This window comes from Roseateles cavernae, assembly GCF_040187885.1.
In the GTDB taxonomy this organism is placed as follows: Bacteria; Pseudomonadota; Gammaproteobacteria; order Burkholderiales; family Burkholderiaceae_C; genus Roseateles_E; species Roseateles_E cavernae.
The window spans coordinates 225416-242341 of record NZ_JBDPLH010000003.1 but is presented as its reverse complement, the minus strand read 5'-3'; the positions used below and the strand labels follow the sequence as shown (position 1 = coordinate 242341).

The following is a 16926-nucleotide window of genomic DNA, read 5'->3' as shown; positions in this document are numbered from 1 at the left end:
CCAAAAGCCTCGAATAAGGGCTTGTTTCCGGCCAGTGGTGTCGGGATGTGACGACAGGCCAGGCACGGCAAGCCGGGCGAGCGTCTTCCTATAATCGGCCGACGCCATCCGGAGGCCCATGAGCGACGCCAAGAACAAGACCACGCGGGGTCAGTCACCCGAGTCCGCACCCCTAACACCCAGCCACCCTGTCCTGCTCTTCGCCGGTCGCAGCCTCGCCTGGCTGGCCGGCCTGCTGCTGGCTGGCTGCGCCGGCGTGCTGCTGTTGCTGGCCCTGGGACTGGCCATGGCCTATCCCAATCTGCCCGACATCAGCGGCCTGACCGACTACCGCCCCAAGCTGCCGCTGCGCGTGCTGTCGGCCGAGGGCGCACTGCTGGGCGAGTTCGGCGAGGAGCGGCGCAACTATCTGCCGGTGGGACAGATCCCCAAGGTAATGCAGGACGCGGTGCTGGCGATCGAGGACGCGCGCTTCTATCAGCACGGCGGCGTCGACTACCTGGGCGTGCTGCGGGCCGGTCTGGCCAATGTCAGCGAGTCGCGCAGCCAGGGTGCCTCGACGATCACGATGCAGCTGGCGCGCAACTTCTATCTGTCCACCGAGAAGACGCTGACACGCAAGATCTACGAGATCCTGCTGGCGCTGAAGATCGAGAGCGCCCTGCCCAAGGACAAGATCCTGGAGATCTATATGAACCAGATCTTCCTGGGTCATCGCGCCTACGGCTTCGCGGCCGCCAGCGAGGTCTACTTCGGCAAGGCTCTGAAGGACATCACGATCGCCGAGGCGGCCATGCTGGCCGGCCTGCCCAAGGCCCCCTCGGCCTACAACCCGATCAGCAATCCGCGCCGCGCCACCTTGCGCCAGCAGTACATCATCGACCGCATGCTGGACAACGGCTTCATCAACGAGGAGCAGCATCACGCGGCCAAGGCCGAGCGCCTGCGCTACCGGCCACAGATGAGCGAGAGCACCACCCACGCCGAGTATGTGGCCGAGGCGGCACGCCAGCTGATCTTCAACCAGTATGGCGATGAGGCCTACAGCCGCGGCCTGAACGTGCATCTGACCGTGCGCGCCGACGAGCAGAACGCCGCCTATCGCGCGCTGCGCCGCGGCATCATGGACTACGAGCGGCGCCAGGTCTATCGCGGCCCGGAGGACTATGTCGATCTGCCGGCGGACCCCAAGGACCTGGACACCCGCATTGCCGAGGCGCTGGCCGACCACCCGGCCAATGACGAGCTGCTGCCCGCCGTGGTGCTGGAGGCCGGTCCGAAGAAAGTCGTCGCAGCTCTGCAAAGCGGCGACCCGATCACCATCGTCGGCGAAGGTCTGAAGCCCGCCACCTCGGGCCTGGCCGAGCAAGGCAATCCGAAGACCCGCATCCGCCGCGGCGCCATCATCCGGGTGCTGAAGACGGTCAAGACTGGCAAGGACGGGGTCAAGGAGGAATGGACCGTCACCCAGCTGCCCGAGGTCGAGGGCGCGTTCATCGCGATGGATCCGCGCAGCGGCAATCTGCGCGCCATGGTCGGTGGCTTCGACTACGCCAAGAACAAGTTCAACCACGCGACCCAGGCCTGGCGCCAGCCCGGCTCCAGCTTCAAGCCCTTCATCTACTCGGCTGCGCTGGAAAAGGGCTTGACGCCCAGCACCGTGGTCAATGACGCGCCGCTGTTCTTCAGCGCTGCCAATACCGGCAGCCAGCCCTGGGAGCCGAAGAATTACGACGGTACTTTTGAGGGCCCGATGCCTTTGCGCCGGGCCCTGGCCCGCTCCAAGAACATGGTGTCGATCCGCGTGCTGCAGTCGGTCGGCGTGCACGAGGCCCAGGCCTGGCTGACCCGCTTCGGCTTCGAGGCCGACAAGCACCCCGCCTATCTGACGATGGCGCTGGGCGCCGGCTCGGTGACGCCGATGCAGATGGCCCAGGCCTATGGCGTGTTCGCCAACGGCGGCCATCTGCTGACGCCGCGCCTGATCGCCAAGCTGACCGACAGCCAGGGGCGCGTGCTTTATGAGGCCCCGACACCCAAGGCCGAAGATACCCCGCAGGTGATCGAGCCGCGCAATGCCTTCCTGATGAACAGCCTGCTGCAGGAGGTGACGCGCAGCGGCACCGCCGCCAAGGCCCAGGCCCAGCTCAAGCGCCCTGATCTCTATGGCAAGACCGGCACCACCAACGACTCGATGGACGCCTGGTTCGCCGGCTATCAGCGCGAGGTGGTGGCCGTGGTCTGGATAGGCTACGACCAGCCGCGCAAGCTGGGCAGCCGCGAAACCGGCGGCGGCCTGTCACTGCCGGTCTGGATCGAGTACATGCAGTACGCGCTGCGCAATATCCCGGTGTCCGAGTACAGCGCCCCCGAAGGTGTCGTCAATCTGAACGGCGAGTGGTACTACGACGAGTTCACCGGCGGCAATGCGGTGCGTGAGCTCAGCAGCGACGAGGGCCACCTGCCTCAGTCGGCCAGCGAGGACGAGAAAAAGAGCATCCTCGATCTGTTCAAGCGCTGAAGCTCAGCGCCTGGCCGGCCTGGGCGCTGGCCAGGCGCGACAGCAGGGCATGAAACTCCTGACCCTCGCGCTCCAGCCAGCGGCCGTCGACATAGCGGAAGTGATAGCCGCCGGCGCGCGCCGCCAGCCACAGCTCCTGCAGGGGCGGCTGGGTGTTCAGCACGATCTTGCTGCCGTTCGGGAAGCTCAACTCCAGCAGACCACCGGTGCGGTGGCTGTCGATATCGATCACGTCCTGCTCCAGCCAGGCATCGACGGTGGCCTCGACGCCGTCCAGCACGGCCCGGGTCTTGGCGTGGTAGTCGGCATCGTCGAGCGGGGTGGCAACAGGGGCGGTCATGACCGATAAACTCGCGGAATGAAAAAGACAAACGCAAGTGTAGGCCTGCTGCTGATCACCCTGCTGCTGACGGCCTGCGGGCAAAAAGGCCCGCTGACCCTGCCCGCGCCCAAACAGGCGGCATCCGCTCCCGCCAGCCCTTAGCCAGTTGGGGACAGAGCTACTCGCTTCGCTCGAGCGGTCTGTCCCGCAAGGTCCTTAGATTCGGCCTTCTTCCACTGCGTGGCAGGCCACCTTGATGCCCTGAAAGTCCTGTAGCGGCGGGCGCTCGGCCTTGCAGCGCTCGTTGGCATGGGGGCAGCGCGGATGGAAGCTGCAGCCGCTGGGCGGGCTCAGCGGGTTCGGCACCTCGCCCTGCACCGGCGTGCGGGCGCGCCCGCTCATATGGATGTCGGGAATCGCATCCAGCAGCATGCGGGTGTAAGGGTGGCGCGGGCGGCCGAACAGATCGGCCTTGTCGGCCACCTCGACCAGGCGGCCCAGATACATCACACCGACCTGGTCCGAGACATGGCGCACCACGGCGAGGTTGTGCGAGATGAAGAGATAGGTCAGGCCGCGCTCGCGCTGCAGGTCCTTCATGATGTTCAGCACCTGGGCCTGCACCGAGACATCCAGCGCCGAGGTCGGCTCATCACAGACCAGGAACTCGGGCTGGGTGGCCAGGGCGCGTGCGATCGAGATGCGCTGGCGCTGGCCGCCGGAGAACTGGTGCGGGAACTTCTCGCGGTCGCTGGGCGTCAGGCCGACCGACTGCAGCAACTCACCGACGCGTGCCTTCAGCTCCTCGGCCTGGTTGATCAGGCCATGCTCGCGCAGCGGCTCGCCGATGATGTCCTGCACCTTCCAGCGCGGATTCAGCGAAGCATAGGGATCCTGGAAAATCATCTGCATGCGTCGGCGCAGCGCCTGAGCGCCGGGGCCGGCCAGGGTCTGGGCGGTATCGACGCCGTCCACGCTGACCTTGCCGCAGGTCGGCTTATACAAGCCCACCAGCAGACGCGCCACCGTGCTCTTGCCGCAGCCGGACTCGCCGACCAAGGCCAGGGTCTTGCCCTTCTGGATGCTGAAGCTGACGCCGTCAACGGCGTGCACGAATTGCCTGGGCTTGCGTTCAACGACGCGGTTCAACCAGGGCTGCGAGACATCGAAGATCTTGGCGAGGTCCTGGACTTCAACCAGCGGGCGGCTCATACAACGGTTTCCTTCTCGGCAGCATGCAGCCAGCACGAGGCGCGGGTCGCGCCTGTGGCCAGCAGTTCGGGGCGCTCGGTACGGCAGCGGCCGAAGACTTTGGGGCAGCGCGGGTTGTAGGCGCAGCCATTGGGGATGGAGTTCAGGCGCGGCATCGCGCCGTCGATCTGCAGCAGGCGCTCACGGTCCTCGTCCATCGCCGGGATCGAGCCCATCAGGCCAACGGTGTAGGGATGCGCCGGCTTGTGAATCACATCGTGGACCGGGCCGATCTCGGCGACCCGGCCCGCATACATCACCGCGACGCGGTCACAGGTCTCGGCGATCACGCCCATATCGTGCGTCACCAGCATCACGGCCGCGCCCTGCTCCTTGCAGATGCGCTTGAGCAGCGAAATGATCTGCGCCTGGATCGAGACGTCGAGCGCCGTGGTCGGCTCGTCGGCCACGATCAGCTTGGGCTCGGCTGCCAGCGCCAGCGCGATCACGACGCGCTGACGCATGCCACCGGAGAACTGGTGCGGATACTGGTCGATGCGCTGCGCGGCGGCCGGGATGCCGGTCTGCTCCAGCAGCTCGATCGCGCGCTTGCGCGCCTGACTCTCGCTGAGGTTCAGATGGGTGGTGATGGTCTCGGTCAGCTGCTGGCCCACCGTGTAGAGCGGATTCAGCGAGGTCAGCGGATCCTGGAAGATCGCGCCGATCTGGCGGCCGCGGATCTTGCGCATCTCGTCATAGGGCAGGTTGTCGATGCGCCGGCCTTCCAGCAGGATCTCGCCGGAGGCGATGCGCCCCGGAGGATCTAGCAGGCCGATGATGGACGCACCGGTCAGCGATTTGCCGGCGCCGGACTCGCCGACCACGCCGAGGATCTCGCCGGGTGCGATGTCGAAATTGATGTCGTCCAGCGCCAGCAGGGTGCCGCGCCGGGTCGGGAACTCGACCCGCAGATGGCGGACTTCAAGAAGAGGTGCGGTCATAGAAAACTCTTAGCGCAGGCGGGGATTGAGGGCGTCGCGCAGCCAATCGCCGAGCAGATTCACGGACAGGGCGATCAGCACCAGCATCACGCCGGGCCAGATCGTGATCCACCATTCGCCGGAGAACAGGAAGTCGTTACCGACCCGGATCAAGGTACCCAGAGACGGGCTGGTCGGCGGCACGCCGACGCCCAGAAAGGACAGGGTCGCCTCGGTGATGATGGCGGCCGCGACCTGGATGGTTGCCAGCACCAGCACCGGCCCCAGCACATTGGGCAGCACATGCTTGCGCATGATGCGCAGCGAGCTGACGCCGATCACGCGGGCCGCCTGCACATACTCCTTGTTGCGTTCCACCATGGTCGAGCCGCGCACCGTGCGGGCGTACTGCACCCAGCCGGTCAGCGCGATCGCGAAGATCAGCACGCCGAAGGCCAGCGCATCATGCGCGTTCGGGAACATGGCCCGACCGACGCCGTCGATCAGCAGCGCCACCAGAATGGACGGAAAGGACAGCATCACATCGCAGACCCGCATGATGAAGGCATCGACCTTGCCGCCGACAAAGCCGGCCAGCAGACCCAGGCCGACACCGATGATCATCGACAGCACGACCGAGGCCAGGCCGACGAACAGCGAGATGCGCGCGCCATACATCAGCGCCGACAGCAAGTCGCGGCCCTGGTCGTCGGTGCCCAGCAGGTATTTGCTGCTGCCACCTTCCATCCAGGCCGGCGGCAGGCGCGCATCCATCAGCTCCAGCGAAGCCAGATCAAACGGGTTGTGCGGCGCGACGAATTCGGCGAACAGCGCGCAGAACACGCAGATGAAGGCGATGACGGCCGCGATGATGGCCGTCGGCGAGGCACGGAAGGAATGCCAGACATCGCCATCGAAAAAGCGCTGCAAGGCATTCGGCGCCGCAGCAACAGGGGAACTCGGGGAACTCATGGCGTGGATACTCCGGACGGTGATAGGGGCAGGCCCTGCTCGACCAGGCCGGCGAACAGCGCCGCACCCAGAGGCAGAACCTCGTCATTGAAGTCGTAACGGGGGTTGTGCAGGCCGCAGTTCTCGCCCTCGGTGCGCGCCTGGCCCAGGCGCAGATAGGCGCCCGGCTTGACCTGCAGCATGAAGGAGAAGTCCTCCGAGCCCATGCTGGGCGGCAGCTCGCGATTCAGGCGGGCCGCGCCGACCAGGCGCTCGGCAACATCGGCCGCGAAATCGGCCTCGGCGGCCGAGTTGATGGTGGCCGGGTACAGGCGCTGGTAGCTGACGCTGGCACTGCCACCGAAGCCCTGGGCCAGCGACTGCACCAACTCGGCCAGACGCTGCTCGATCAGCAGCTGCACCTCGGGTCGGAAGCTGCGCACCGTGCCGGTCAACCGGGCCTCGCGCGGGATCACGCTGAAGGCGCCCGGCTCGCCGGCACGCAGCGAGCACAGACTGACCACGGCCTGGTCCAGCGGCGCCACATTGCGCGAAACCAGGCTTTGCACGGCCGTGATCACATGGCCGGCCATCAGCACCGGATCGACCGCCAGGTGCGGGTGCGCGCCGTGGCCCCCGCGCCCGGTCAACACGATCTCGACCTGATCGGCCGCCGCCATCATCGCGCCACGATTGATGCCGATATGGCCGACCGGCATCTGCGGCCAGTTGTGCATCGCATAGACAGCCTCGACCGGGAAGCGCTCGAACAGGCCGTCATTGATCATCTCGCGCGCGCCGGCATAACCCTCCTCGCCGGGCTGGAAGATCAGCACGGCCGTGCCGGCAAAAGCCCGCGTCTGCGCGAGGTAGCGGGCCGCGCCGATCAGCATGGTCGTGTGGCCATCATGGCCGCAGGCATGCATCAGGCCCGGGCTGGCCGAGCGCCAGGCGAAGTCGTTGTCTTCCTGCAGCGGCAGCGCATCCATATCGGCGCGCAGCCCCAGCAGGCGGCCGCCCGCCCCGCCCTGGCCATGGATCAGCGCGACCACGCCGGTGCGCCCGATGCCGGTGTGGATCTCGTCGACCCCGCACAGGCGCAAGGCCTCGACCACGCGGGCCGCCGTGCGCGTCTCCTGGAAACCCAGCTCGGGCATGGCGTGCAACTCGCGCCGCAGCGCGGTCAGCTCGCCATGCAGCGCACTGAGTCGCTGGTAGGCGCCGCTCATCAATGGCCTCCGGCCTTGCCTTCGATGCGCAGGCGCGGGTCGACCGCGAAATAAAGCATGTCGACCAGCAGATTGATGGTGACGAAGATGAAGGAGATCAGGCACAGATAGGCGGCCATCACCGGGATGTCGGCGAACTGCACCGCCTGGATGAAGAGCAGGCCCATGCCGGGCCACTGGAACACGGTCTCGGTGATGATGGCGAAGGCGATCAGCGAGCCGAGCTGCAGGCCGGTGATCGTGATCACCGGCACCAGGGTGTTCTTCAGCGCATGGCCGAAGTAGACCGCGTTGTTGCTGAGGCCGCGGGCACGGGCAAACTTGATGTAGTCGGTGCGTAGCACCTCCAGCATCTCCGAGCGCACCAGCCGCATGATCAGGGTCAGCTGAAACACCGACAGCGTGATCGCCGGCAACAGCAGATGCTTGAGCCCATCGACGGTGAGCAGCCCGGTGGTCCAGCTGCCCAGTGCGACCACATCACCGCGGCCGAAGCTGGGCAGCCATTTGAGCGTCACGGCAAAGATCAGGATCAGCAGGATGCCGATCAGAAAGGTCGGCAGCGACACACCCAGCAGCGACAGCGTCATCAGCATCTGCGAGAGAAAGCGGCCGCGCCGCAGCGCCGCATAAACCCCCAGCGGAATCCCGACGCCCAGCGCGATCACACCGGCCGCCATAGACAACTCCAGCGTGGCCGGGAAACGCTCGGCGATCAGGGTCGAGACCTTGCGACCCTGGCGCAGGCTCAGGCCGAACTCGCCCTGCACCGCGTTGCCGATGAACTTGGCGAACTGGACCGGAAACGGGTCATCCAGGCCCAGATCCTTGCGCAGTTGCTCGCGCTGCTCGGGCGTCGCGTCCTGGCCCAGCAGATTGGTCACCGGATCGCCGACGTACTGGAACAGCATGAAGGCGATGAAGGCCACCGTCAGCATCACGGCGATGGCCTGGGCAAGGCGTCTCAGAATAAAAACTAGCATGTCTTGTTCGGCGCTTTGTCAGCAGAGAGTGAGGGGTGCATCGAGGCCATTGCTGAGCGCATGGTATGCATGAATCAGGCCAAGCCTTGGCATTGCTTCTTCGAAGCAATGCACCCGCCTGTCACGGCAAGCGATGAGCGAGGCACCAAATCAGGGCAAGGTCATCTGGGCGCCATCATGGAGAAGTCTGCCCGGCGCGACAAACGGGAAAGCCCTGATGGGCCTGGCATGAAAACCGGCGTCAGAACAGCAGGCTGCCCGGCAGGCTGCGCTGCTCGCCATCGCGGAACACCAGCGGCCCATAGCATGCCTCGGCCCGGCCGCGGGTGTTGTCGGCATCGGTCATGAAGGCCGCACCGATCAAGGGGCCGGGCGACTCACCAAACGCGAGGCGATAGTCGGCCGCGACATCGCGCGTGAAGCGCTGCCAGCGCGGCTTGGCGCTCGGGCCGGAGCCAACGATGATCTTGCGTACCCGATCGCTGCGCCGGCTGATCACCACGGTCTCGGGCGTGGCCTGGGCATCCCAGACATACATCAGCGTCGCGAAGGGCGGCGCCTCGCCGCTGAGGGTGTGGGCCAGCTCGAACATCATGCGGTTGCGCACCGACAAGCGGCTCGCATCGCCGTCGAAAGCCAGCACCAGGCGCGCCGACGCGTCGTCGGTCTCGGGGTCGGTCACCGTGGCACCACCCGGCTGGCCGGCGATCCACCAGTCGAACTCCAGCGGGCCCAGCTGCTGCGGGTCCAGCTGCAAGCGGCGCCGCCACAGGCTGGCGGACTGATCGGCCTGCGCATGCACGCAAGCCCTGCCCTCACGCCTGGCCAGGCTGTAGCGGGTCGCGCGTTTGCCAGGCAGCTCGCGCGCCGACCAGCCCTCCAGCACCGGTTCTTGCGGCTCCCGCTCAGGCGTCTGGGCGCAACCCAGCATCAGCAGAACGGGGACGAGCAGCAGGCAAGGTTTGAATCGGTACAGCATGGGAACAAACTAGAGCAGGGCAGTCATCATCGCTCGGTGAAAAGTCACGGCAGATGAGCGCGCATAAAAAAGGCCGCTTCGCAGCGGCCTTGTGTTGACGGCACCACGGTGCCATCACGTCTTGAACATGCACTCAGAAGCGGTGACGGATGCCCATGGCCACATTGTTGGAGTCCACGCCCGGCGCACTGGTGAAGCCGCCCAGGAAACCGGCTTGGCCGGGTGCGGCCTGGCCCATGCCCTTGTTGTCGAAATGCGTCAGCACGAAATTCAGATCGGTGCGCTTGGACAGCGCGTAGCTGTAGGCCACACCGTAAGAATCCGTGTCCGCATTGACACGCGTCTTGTCATCCAGGCGGTTGAACGCGGTGTAGAAGGTGTGCTGCCCCATGGTCATGCGATAGCCGATGCTGAAAGCTGCAGCGTCCTGCACAAAGGCCGACTTGTAGTTGTTGACCAGACCATCGACATTGATCTGACTGGCCAGCAGAGTACCGACACCGGGCGCTGCGGCGTTGAGCTGGGCCGCCAGGCCCGGCCGGACCTGGCCAACCAGCGCCGTGCGCAAGCCATCCAGCAGCGCCGACAGGCCCGAGGGATTGGGGTCGGAAATGTCGTTGTACAAGAAGCTCACGGTGCCGGGGCCGACCTTGGCCGACGCACCCAGCGTGATGGAGCGCAGCGAGCGCTGACCCAACTCGTTGTCCTTGGAGTTCATGCCAACGCCGACACCGTAGTCATCGGTCTTGTACTGAACCATCGCACCATAGAAGCGCCCTTGAGAGGTCGAGCCCTCACCGGCCGCCACCATCACGCTGGCGGACAGACCGCCCTGCTGGATGCGGTACTGCAGCGCATTGGCCTGGCGGATATCGATCACGGCGGGCACCGCCGCAACCTGACCTGCCGCCAGGCTGGACTGCGTGGCCATCGTGTCAAATGCCGCATTCAGCTCATACGCAGGGGTGTACTGACGCCCAGCCAGCACCGCGCCGAAAGGCGTGACCAGGCCAACATAAGCCTGGCGATCCCAGAATCGCGCGTTGCCGATATTGACACCGAACGAAGCGGCCGCAAGGCGCCCACCGAGAGTGCTCGTGACGTTCTGCATGGCCGAATTCAGACCGGCCGTGGCGCCACCGATCAGCTGCGCAGCGAGAGCCGGAGGAATCGTGCCCGGCAGGGTGAAGGTCGTCGGCGTGAAGATCGCCGACTGCTTGCCCCAACGGTCCGGCAGGAAGGTGGTGCCGGAGACAGGCGTGTTGCTATTGGTGCCAGTGTCCAGCTCCAGGCGATTCTCCAGCACGAAAAGCGCACGATAGCCGCCACCGATGTCCTCGTTGCCACGGAAGCCCAGGCGCGAACCGTCCATGATGCCGCTCACCACCTGCTTGCGTGCACCACCGGCGATACCCGAGGTGTAGCTGACGCCGCCATCCAGGATGCCGTATACAGTCACCGAGGACTGCGCCCAGGCGGCGGTGGTGCTGGCGGCGAGCAGGCTCAGAGCAAGGGAAGCTTTTTTCATCATCGTTGTCTCCTACTTAGAAATTTCCTTGTGTTTCTATTCTGAGTCGGTCGCAGCGGCAAAGTTCATTCTTGTGGCAAGCGACCCACAGGCGATAACCCTGTCGCTTGTGCGACAGGCGCATTCGACAGCTATGACGCAGGCATAAAAAAAACCGCCCCGAGGGGCGGTTTCGCTGAGACCACAAGCTCGCTTGCGCGAGCGCGGAATCAGAAGGTGTGACGCACGCCGACTTCGACGCCGCCGTTGTCAGCGCCGCTGCCGAGGGTCCAGGCCGCCGGACCAGCAACCTTGACGCTGGCACCAGGCTTGTTATCCACGCGAGCCACCGTGCCATACAGCGCAGTGCGCTTGGACAGGTCGTGGATGTAACCAACAGCGATCTGCGACGTGTTCGAAGCCTTGATGTACGAAGCGCGCAAGGTGCCGCTGCCCAGCGGTGCGCTGGCGCCGATCAGGCCGATCTTCTGCTTCGCTGCACCAAACTTGTTCTGGGTGTAGAAGCCCATCAGCTTGACCACGCCCAGATCATACGAACCGGAGAAGGTCGTGCGCTTGTAATCGGCGTTCGAAGTGTCCGGATCGGCGTTCGAGAAGGCGGCGCTGACGTTCAGCGGGCCGGCGGCGTAGCCCAGGCGCAGACCCAGGTACTTGTTGTTGTTGCCAGGGGCAGCAGCACCTTCGCCAGCGGCGACTTCGGCCGAGCCATAGAAACCGCCCAGGTTCGAAGGCAGGTAATAAGCAACGATGTTGTCAGCACGTGTGCTGCTCGTGATGACGCCGTTCAAAGCAGCCGCAGGAGCAGCATAGAACTTGCTCGAGTCGCCCACACCATTGGTGCCGAACGGATCGAAGTCAGCATATGCCGTGAATTGGTTGGTCAGGAAGCGGCCCAGACGCACTTCACCGAAGTCACCCATCAGGCTGACCGAGGTGCGACGATGCCAGAAACGCGACGCATTGGTCGTGCCATCATCGGGGTTGATCGCGGCTTCCAGCCAGAAACCGGCCTTCAGGCCACCGCCCAGGTCTTCCACGCCACGCACGCCCCAACGGCTGCTGTAGATACCGTCGGTGCCCATGGTCTTGAAGGTCTTGCCGCCGCCCTTGTTGTAGCGGGCATTCAGGTCAACGCCGCCGAACAGCGTGACGGACGACTGTGCCGACGCAGCACCGACCATAGAGCCGAGCACGGCCAACGCAATCAGGGATTTCTTCATTCGTTTCTCCTAGGTTGAATAAGAGGCCCCGATCCGGGAAGCCCTCTTGCGGGGCTGATCAGGCCAACCTCCTCAGCGGAAGTTGCCGTATTGCACCAGAGCAAACCCTGAATGACCAGCCGACCGAGAGGAAAAACCAAGGCTTCGTTGTCATCACGCAACGAGGCACAAAGGCTTGAAAAGCGTCACAGAACAGCAATACCGCGCCAGCGGTTGACAAAGCGCCGTTTTCCGCTTCGAGACGCGGCCGCCCCAGGGGTAAACCGCAGGGCCGCCCCTAAACTATCGGCGTATGCATGCCCAACAAAGACTTGACGCCAAAGACCGCCTGCTCGCCAGCCTGGACAACAGCCTGCGTGCGCTGTCCGGCGCCTACACCGCCGGGCGCAGCATGCCCGAGGCTGCGGCCGAGCCGATCGCGATGAGCGAGGCCGAGCGACGACTGTCGGCCGCGTTGATGCGCGTCAACCATGTCGGCGAGGTGTGCGCTCAGGCGCTCTATCAATCGCAGGCTCTGGTCTGCCGCAATGAGCAGCTGCGCAGCCACTTTCACCAGGCCGCCGCCGAGGAAATCGATCACCTGGCCTGGACCCGTGACCGCCTGCAGGACCTGAACAGCCACACCAGCTATCTGAACCCGCTCTGGTATGGCGGCGCGTTTGCGCTGGGCGCGCTCGCCGGCCTGGCCGGTGACCGTGTCAGCCTGGGCTTTGTCGTCGAGACCGAGCGCCAGGTCGAGCAGCATCTGGCCGGCCATCTGGACCGACTGCCGGCCAACGACGCCGGCTCACGCGCCATCGTCGAGCAGATGAAGCTCGACGAGGCCCGGCATGCCGATGAAGCACAGGCCGCTGGCGCCGCCGAGCTGCCGGCCCCGGTCAAAGGCCTGATGCGTCTGGCCGCCAAAGTGATGACGGTGACGGCTCACCGCATCTGATCAGAGCTCGACCAGTTCGATCGATGTGCTGATCTTGGCCGTCTTGGCCAGCATGATGCTGGCCGAACAGTACTTCTCATGCGACAGCGCCACCGCCCGCTCGACCGCGCCCGGGTTCAGGCCCCGGCCGCTGACGATGAAGTGCATATGGATCTGCGTGAAGACCTTGGGGTCGGTCTCGGCCCGCTCGGCCTTGACCTTGACCTGGCAGCCACGCACATCTTGGCGGCCGCGCTTCAGAATCAGCACCACGTCATAGGCCGTGCAGCCGCCAGTGCCGGCCAGCACCGTCTCCATCGGCCGCGGCGCCAGATTGCGACCGCCGCCCGCAGGCGCCCCATCCATATTCAGCAGATGGCCGCTGCCCGTTTCGGCGACAAAAGCCATGCCATCGGCCCCCATCCAATTGATCGTGCATTCCATCTTGCTTTGCCCTGTGACTTTCCACCGCCGCTTGGTGAAAAAATATTGCGGCGCAACATAAGCTGCGAGTAGAATTCTAAGCAAGCAAACGAAAATAAACGAACAAGTTCGCGCCTTGGCGCCTGTGCGTTTTTTCACTGCACCGATTGTCTCCTCCACCGCCTCCATGGTGGATTCAGCCCGAGCCCGCAAGGACTCGGGCTTTTTTTCGTGCCCGCGCCGGCGGCGAAGCGCTGGCAGGCCCTGGCTTATGATGCTGCGCCGCAACACCCCGCATTGGAGAGCATTCATGGCCGGCCCTGCACGGAAGCCCCGCACCAAACTATCCACCAGCATCGGCAAGCCCGCCCTGATGCCCAGCGGCGACAGCTATCTGCAGCGAATTCTGAATGCCAAGGTCTACGAGGTTGCCGACGAGACAGCACTGGACACCGCCAAGAACCTCTCCAAACGCCTGGCCAACAAGGTGCTGCTCAAGCGCGAGGACACCCAGCCGGTGTTCAGCTTCAAGCTGCGCGGCGCCTACAACAAGATGGCGCATCTGAGCCCCGAGGCGCGCGCCAAGGGCGTGATCTGCGCCTCGGCCGGCAACCATGCCCAGGGCGTGGCGTTGTCGGCCAAGAAGCTGGGCTGCCGCGCCGTCATCGTGATGCCCGTCACCACACCCAAGGTCAAGATCGATGCGGTGCAGGCGATGGGCGGCGAAGTCGTGCTGCACGGCGACAGCTTCACCGACGCCTATGGCCGCGCGCTGGAGCTGGAACGCGCGCAGAAGCTGACCTTCGTCCATCCCTTCGATGATCCCGATGTGATCGCCGGCCAGGGCACGATCGCGATGGAAATCCTGCGCCAGCATCCCGGCCCCATCGACGCCATCTTCGTCGCGATCGGCGGCGGCGGCATGATCTCCGGCATCGCCGCCTATATCAAGGCGGTGCGCCCTGAGATCAAGGTGATCGGCGTGCAGACCAAGGACTCGGACGCGATGCTGCGCTCGATCAAGGCTGGCAAGCGGGTGCAGCTGCAGGACGTCGGCCTGTTCGCCGACGGCACGGCCGTCAAGCTGGTCGGCGAGGAGACCTTCCGCATCACCCAGGCCCTAGTCGATGACTACATTGTCGTCGACACCGACGCGGTCTGCGCCGCGATCAAGGACGTGTTCGAAGACACCCGCAGCATCCTGGAGCCCTCCGGGGCGATGGGTGTGGCCGCACTCAAGCAGTACGTGGCCAAGACCGGCGCCAAGGGTCAGGCCTTGATCGCCATCACCTGCGGCGCCAATATGAACTTCGACCGCCTGCGCTTCGTCGCCGAGCGCGCCGAGGTCGGTGAGCAGCGCGAAGCCCTGTTCGCGGTCACCATCCCCGAGGAGCGCGGCAGCTTCAAGCGTTTGTGCGAGCTGCTTGGGCCGCGCAGCGTCACCGAGTTCAACTACCGCATCTCTGACCAGAACGAGGCTCATGTCTTTGTCGGCGTCGCCATCACCAAGCGCGAGGAGGCCGACAAGCTGGCCCGCCAGCTTGCCAAGCACGGCTTCCCGGCGGTCGACCTGAGCGACAACGAGCTGGCCAAGCAGCATGTCCGCCATATGGTGGGCGGTCGCAGCGAGCTGGCCAAGAGCGAGCGGCTGTACCGTTTCATCTTCCCGGAGCGGCCGGGCGCGCTGATGCGCTTCCTCTCCAGCATGCACCCGGAGTGGAACATCAGCCTGTTCCACTACCGCAACCAGGGCGCCGACTACGGCCGCATCCTGGTCGGCATCCAGGTGCCGCGTGGCGACAGCGCGGCGCTGCGCGAGTTTCTCGACTCGCTCAACTACCCCTACGAAGACGAAAGCAGCAACCCGGTCTACAAGCTCTTCCTGCGCTGAGCGCCGCCGGGCAAGTGCGGATGACGTCGGCAATCGCATAGCCCAGAATCCAGCCAGCCATGCCCATCCACCAATCGCTGATCTCGCCGACCGCCAATCCCGAGCTCGAGCGCGCCTTGCGCGAGCGCGTTGACCGGCGCGCCGCGATCGCCGGCGGCCTGGGCGAGCTGGAGCCGCTGGCGGTCCGCCTGGGCCTGGTGCAGAACACGCTGACCCCGCGCTTTCGCGACCCCGCCTTGCTGATGTTCGCCGCCGACCACGGCATCGCGGTGGAGGGCATCGCCTTGCTGCACGGCCGCTCCACCCGCGAGCAGGCCCTGCTGGCCCTGCAGCACCGGCTGCCGGTGGCGGTGTTCGCCCGCCAGCAAGGGCTGCAGCTGACCGTGGTGGACTGCGGCATTGCCGAGCCGCTGCTGCCCCATACCCGGCTGCTGTCGCGCAAGATTGCCCATGGCACGCGCAACTCGCGCGTCGGCTCGGCGATGAGCATGGAACAAGCCCATGCCGGCGTGCGCGTCGGCATGGAGATCGCCGACAGCCTGAGCGGCAATGTGCTGGCCTGCGCCGGCCTCGGCCAGGGCTCGGAAGAAAGCGCAGCGCTGCTGCTGGCACGCCTGGCCGACAGCCCGCTGCGTGACTTCATCGTGTCCGGCCCCGATATGCACCAGGACGACCTGGCCCGGCTGCTGCATATCCTGCAAGGCGCTCAGGCGCGGCACCGCGAGCTGCAGGAGCCGATGGAGGTGCTGGCGGGGCTGGGTGGCTACGAGATCGCAGTGATGGTCGGCGCCATGCTGGTGGCAGCCAGCAAACGTCAGCTGATCATCGTCGACGGCATGTCCGCCTGCGCAGCTCTGAAGATCGCCGCGCTGATCGCCGCGCCGGTGACCGACTATGCGGTGTTCTGCCGCAGCCACGCGCATCGAGGCCTGGACGAAGCGCTGGCCCTGTTCCATGCCTCGGCCCTGCTGGAACTGGGCATGCAGAGCGCGGACGGCACCGGCGCCGCGCTGGCCTGGCCGCTGATACGCAGCGCCGGCGCGCTGCTGACCGATCTGCATGAGCTGGCCGACCGGCCCGGCGCGATCGACTCGGCGCCGCTGCCCATGCTGACACAGCCGCTCAGCACCGCCGGGGGCCCACTCAGCACCGTCGGCGGCCCGCTCAGCAAGCGCTGAGGATCAGCGGGTATTGCTGCCGGTATTACCGTCCTGCCCGGTCTGGGTGGGTGGGAGCTCCGGCGGCAGTGGCTGCGCGGGCGGCATCACCGGCAAGGCCTGCGGCGGCGGGTTGCTGTTGATCTGCGGCGGCGGCAGCGCGACGGCGGCCGGCAGGCTGCCGGTTGCGGCCGGCACCGGCGGCGCCAAGCTCAGGCGCAGGCTGACCACGCCCTGGCGGCCCAGTGCCGCCGAATTGCCGTCCAGCGCCAGCAGCTGCAAGTCGCCGTCGACCGCCGCACCGACCCGCACCGTGCGTGCCGGCGCGTTGTCCACCGTGATCACCGCGACGCCCTCGCCGGCATGGCGGCCACCGCCCTGCTTGGGCGCCACCAGGCCGACCAGCTTGTAGCGTCCATCGACCGGTGCCGCGACCTCGGCCACCGGCGCGGCCTGCGGCGCGCCGAACAAGCGGCTCAGGTCGGCGCGCGGCCCCGTACCGTCAGCGGCCGGCAGCGCCTGCGGCGGCACACGCAGCGGCGCCGGCAACAGCTTCAGCAGCCAGAAGGCGCTGCACAGGGCCAGCAGGCCCCAGACGGCAAAGGTCAACAATCGTGCGAGCATGCGCCGATTAT

The 16926-nt window shown here is 65.9% G+C and carries 16 protein-coding genes; 5 read left to right on the top strand and 11 right to left on the bottom strand.

The window, feature by feature from the left end; genetic code table 11:
• Positions 1-118: 118 nt before the first annotated feature.
• Complete coding sequence (locus ABGI63_RS11765; RefSeq protein ID WP_349742599.1) at positions 119-2521, top strand: penicillin-binding protein 1A; 2403 nt, start codon at positions 119-121, stop codon at positions 2519-2521.
• On the opposite strand, the gene cyaY is transcribed toward ABGI63_RS11765, so the two are convergent.
• Positions 2511-2861 carry an iron donor protein CyaY gene (gene cyaY, locus ABGI63_RS11760; RefSeq protein ID WP_137941494.1) on the bottom strand — a complete coding sequence of 117 codons (351 nt, stop codon included), beginning with the start codon at positions 2859-2861 and terminating at the stop codon, positions 2511-2513. The genes ABGI63_RS11765 and cyaY overlap by 11 nt on opposite strands.
• 18 nt (positions 2862-2879) lie before the next feature.
• Between cyaY and lptM the strand changes: the two genes are divergently transcribed.
• Complete coding sequence (lptM, locus tag ABGI63_RS11755; RefSeq protein ID WP_137941493.1) at positions 2880-3005, top strand: LPS translocon maturation chaperone LptM; 126 nt, start codon at positions 2880-2882, stop codon at positions 3003-3005.
• Between the two features lie 54 nt (positions 3006-3059).
• On the opposite strand, the gene ABGI63_RS11750 is transcribed toward lptM, so the two are convergent.
• From ABGI63_RS11750 to ABGI63_RS11715, 8 genes are all read right to left on the bottom strand, one after another.
• The gene (locus ABGI63_RS11750; RefSeq protein ID WP_349742598.1) at positions 3060-4055 is read right to left on the bottom strand and encodes an ABC transporter ATP-binding protein; all 996 of its coding nucleotides are present in this window, start codon (positions 4053-4055) and stop codon (positions 3060-3062) included.
• A complete protein-coding gene (locus tag ABGI63_RS11745) occupies positions 4052-5035 on the bottom strand; it encodes an ABC transporter ATP-binding protein (protein ID WP_349742597.1) in 984 nt (327 codons plus the stop codon). Before ABGI63_RS11745 ends, ABGI63_RS11750 begins: the two co-directional genes overlap by 4 nt.
• A 9-nt stretch (positions 5036-5044) precedes the next feature.
• Positions 5045-5986 carry an ABC transporter permease gene (locus ABGI63_RS11740; RefSeq protein WP_349742596.1) on the bottom strand — a complete coding sequence of 314 codons (942 nt, stop codon included), beginning with the start codon at positions 5984-5986 and terminating at the stop codon, positions 5045-5047.
• Positions 5983-7194, bottom strand: a complete 1212-nt coding sequence (locus ABGI63_RS11735) for a M20 aminoacylase family protein (protein ID WP_349742595.1) — start codon at positions 7192-7194, stop codon at positions 5983-5985. The genes ABGI63_RS11740 and ABGI63_RS11735 overlap by 4 nt, the downstream gene beginning before the upstream one ends.
• Positions 7194-8177: an ABC transporter permease gene (locus ABGI63_RS11730; RefSeq protein ID WP_137941488.1), complete on the bottom strand. Its 984-nt coding sequence runs from the start codon at positions 8175-8177 to the stop codon at positions 7194-7196. The genes ABGI63_RS11735 and ABGI63_RS11730 overlap by 1 nt, the downstream gene beginning before the upstream one ends.
• Before the next feature lie 241 nt (positions 8178-8418).
• Positions 8419-9156: a DUF3047 domain-containing protein gene (locus ABGI63_RS11725; RefSeq protein ID WP_349742594.1), complete on the bottom strand. Its 738-nt coding sequence runs from the start codon at positions 9154-9156 to the stop codon at positions 8419-8421.
• Between the two features lie 133 nt (positions 9157-9289).
• Positions 9290-10687, bottom strand: a complete 1398-nt coding sequence (locus tag ABGI63_RS11720) for a porin (RefSeq protein ID WP_349742593.1) — start codon at positions 10685-10687, stop codon at positions 9290-9292.
• A 206-nt stretch (positions 10688-10893) separates the two neighbouring features.
• Positions 10894-11904, bottom strand: a complete 1011-nt coding sequence (locus ABGI63_RS11715) for a porin (protein WP_349742592.1) — start codon at positions 11902-11904, stop codon at positions 10894-10896.
• A 292-nt stretch (positions 11905-12196) separates the two neighbouring features.
• Between ABGI63_RS11715 and coq7 the strand changes: the two genes are divergently transcribed.
• The gene (gene coq7, locus ABGI63_RS11710) at positions 12197-12841 is read left to right on the top strand and encodes a 2-polyprenyl-3-methyl-6-methoxy-1,4-benzoquinone monooxygenase (RefSeq protein ID WP_349742591.1); all 645 of its coding nucleotides are present in this window, start codon (positions 12197-12199) and stop codon (positions 12839-12841) included.
• On the opposite strand, the gene ABGI63_RS11705 is transcribed toward coq7, so the two are convergent.
• Positions 12842-13264 (bottom strand): OsmC family protein, encoded by a 423-nt coding sequence (locus tag ABGI63_RS11705; RefSeq protein ID WP_349742890.1) that lies wholly within the window; start codon positions 13262-13264, stop codon positions 12842-12844.
• Between the two features lie 352 nt (positions 13265-13616).
• Here ABGI63_RS11705 and ilvA point away from each other — a divergent pair, with 352 nt between their 5' ends.
• On the top strand, positions 13617-15134 hold the full coding sequence (gene ilvA / locus ABGI63_RS11700) for a threonine ammonia-lyase, biosynthetic (protein ID WP_349742590.1): 1518 nt from the start codon (positions 13617-13619) through the stop codon (positions 15132-15134).
• 59 nt (positions 15135-15193) lie between these two features.
• Positions 15194-16312: a nicotinate-nucleotide--dimethylbenzimidazole phosphoribosyltransferase gene (locus tag ABGI63_RS11695; protein ID WP_349742589.1), complete on the top strand. Its 1119-nt coding sequence runs from the start codon at positions 15194-15196 to the stop codon at positions 16310-16312.
• A gap of 3 nt (positions 16313-16315) precedes the next feature.
• Here the strand turns inward: ABGI63_RS11695 and ABGI63_RS11690 are convergent, their stop codons facing one another.
• On the bottom strand, positions 16316-16915 hold the full coding sequence (locus ABGI63_RS11690; RefSeq protein ID WP_349742588.1) for a hypothetical protein: 600 nt from the start codon (positions 16913-16915) through the stop codon (positions 16316-16318).
• Between the last annotated feature and the right edge of the window lie 11 nt (positions 16916-16926).

Excerpts from the sequence above, each read along its gene's own strand:
- ABGI63_RS11765 (WP_349742599.1), top strand. The coding sequence starts at position 119 with ATGAGCGACGCCAAGAACAAGACCACGCGGGGTCAGTCACCCGAGTCC.
- cyaY (WP_137941494.1), bottom strand. The coding sequence starts at position 2,861 with ATGACCGCCCCTGTTGCCACCCCGCTCGACGATGCCGACTACCACGCC.
- lptM (WP_137941493.1), top strand. The coding sequence starts at position 2,880 with ATGAAAAAGACAAACGCAAGTGTAGGCCTGCTGCTGATCACCCTGCTG.
- ABGI63_RS11750 (WP_349742598.1), bottom strand. The coding sequence starts at position 4,055 with ATGAGCCGCCCGCTGGTTGAAGTCCAGGACCTCGCCAAGATCTTCGAT.
- ABGI63_RS11745 (WP_349742597.1), bottom strand. The coding sequence starts at position 5,035 with ATGACCGCACCTCTTCTTGAAGTCCGCCATCTGCGGGTCGAGTTCCCG.
- ABGI63_RS11740 (WP_349742596.1), bottom strand. The coding sequence starts at position 5,986 with ATGAGTTCCCCGAGTTCCCCTGTTGCTGCGGCGCCGAATGCCTTGCAG.
- ABGI63_RS11735 (WP_349742595.1), bottom strand. The coding sequence starts at position 7,194 with ATGAGCGGCGCCTACCAGCGACTCAGTGCGCTGCATGGCGAGCTGACC.
- ABGI63_RS11730 (WP_137941488.1), bottom strand. The coding sequence starts at position 8,177 with ATGCTAGTTTTTATTCTGAGACGCCTTGCCCAGGCCATCGCCGTGATG.
- ABGI63_RS11725 (WP_349742594.1), bottom strand. The coding sequence starts at position 9,156 with ATGCTGTACCGATTCAAACCTTGCCTGCTGCTCGTCCCCGTTCTGCTG.
- ABGI63_RS11720 (WP_349742593.1), bottom strand. The coding sequence starts at position 10,687 with ATGATGAAAAAAGCTTCCCTTGCTCTGAGCCTGCTCGCCGCCAGCACC.
- ABGI63_RS11715 (WP_349742592.1), bottom strand. The coding sequence starts at position 11,904 with ATGAAGAAATCCCTGATTGCGTTGGCCGTGCTCGGCTCTATGGTCGGT.
- coq7 (WP_349742591.1), top strand. The coding sequence starts at position 12,197 with ATGCATGCCCAACAAAGACTTGACGCCAAAGACCGCCTGCTCGCCAGC.
- ABGI63_RS11705 (WP_349742890.1), bottom strand. The coding sequence starts at position 13,264 with ATGGAATGCACGATCAATTGGATGGGGGCCGATGGCATGGCTTTTGTC.
- ilvA (WP_349742590.1), top strand. The coding sequence starts at position 13,617 with ATGCCCAGCGGCGACAGCTATCTGCAGCGAATTCTGAATGCCAAGGTC.
- ABGI63_RS11695 (WP_349742589.1), top strand. The coding sequence starts at position 15,194 with ATGCCCATCCACCAATCGCTGATCTCGCCGACCGCCAATCCCGAGCTC.
- ABGI63_RS11690 (WP_349742588.1), bottom strand. The coding sequence starts at position 16,915 with ATGCTCGCACGATTGTTGACCTTTGCCGTCTGGGGCCTGCTGGCCCTG.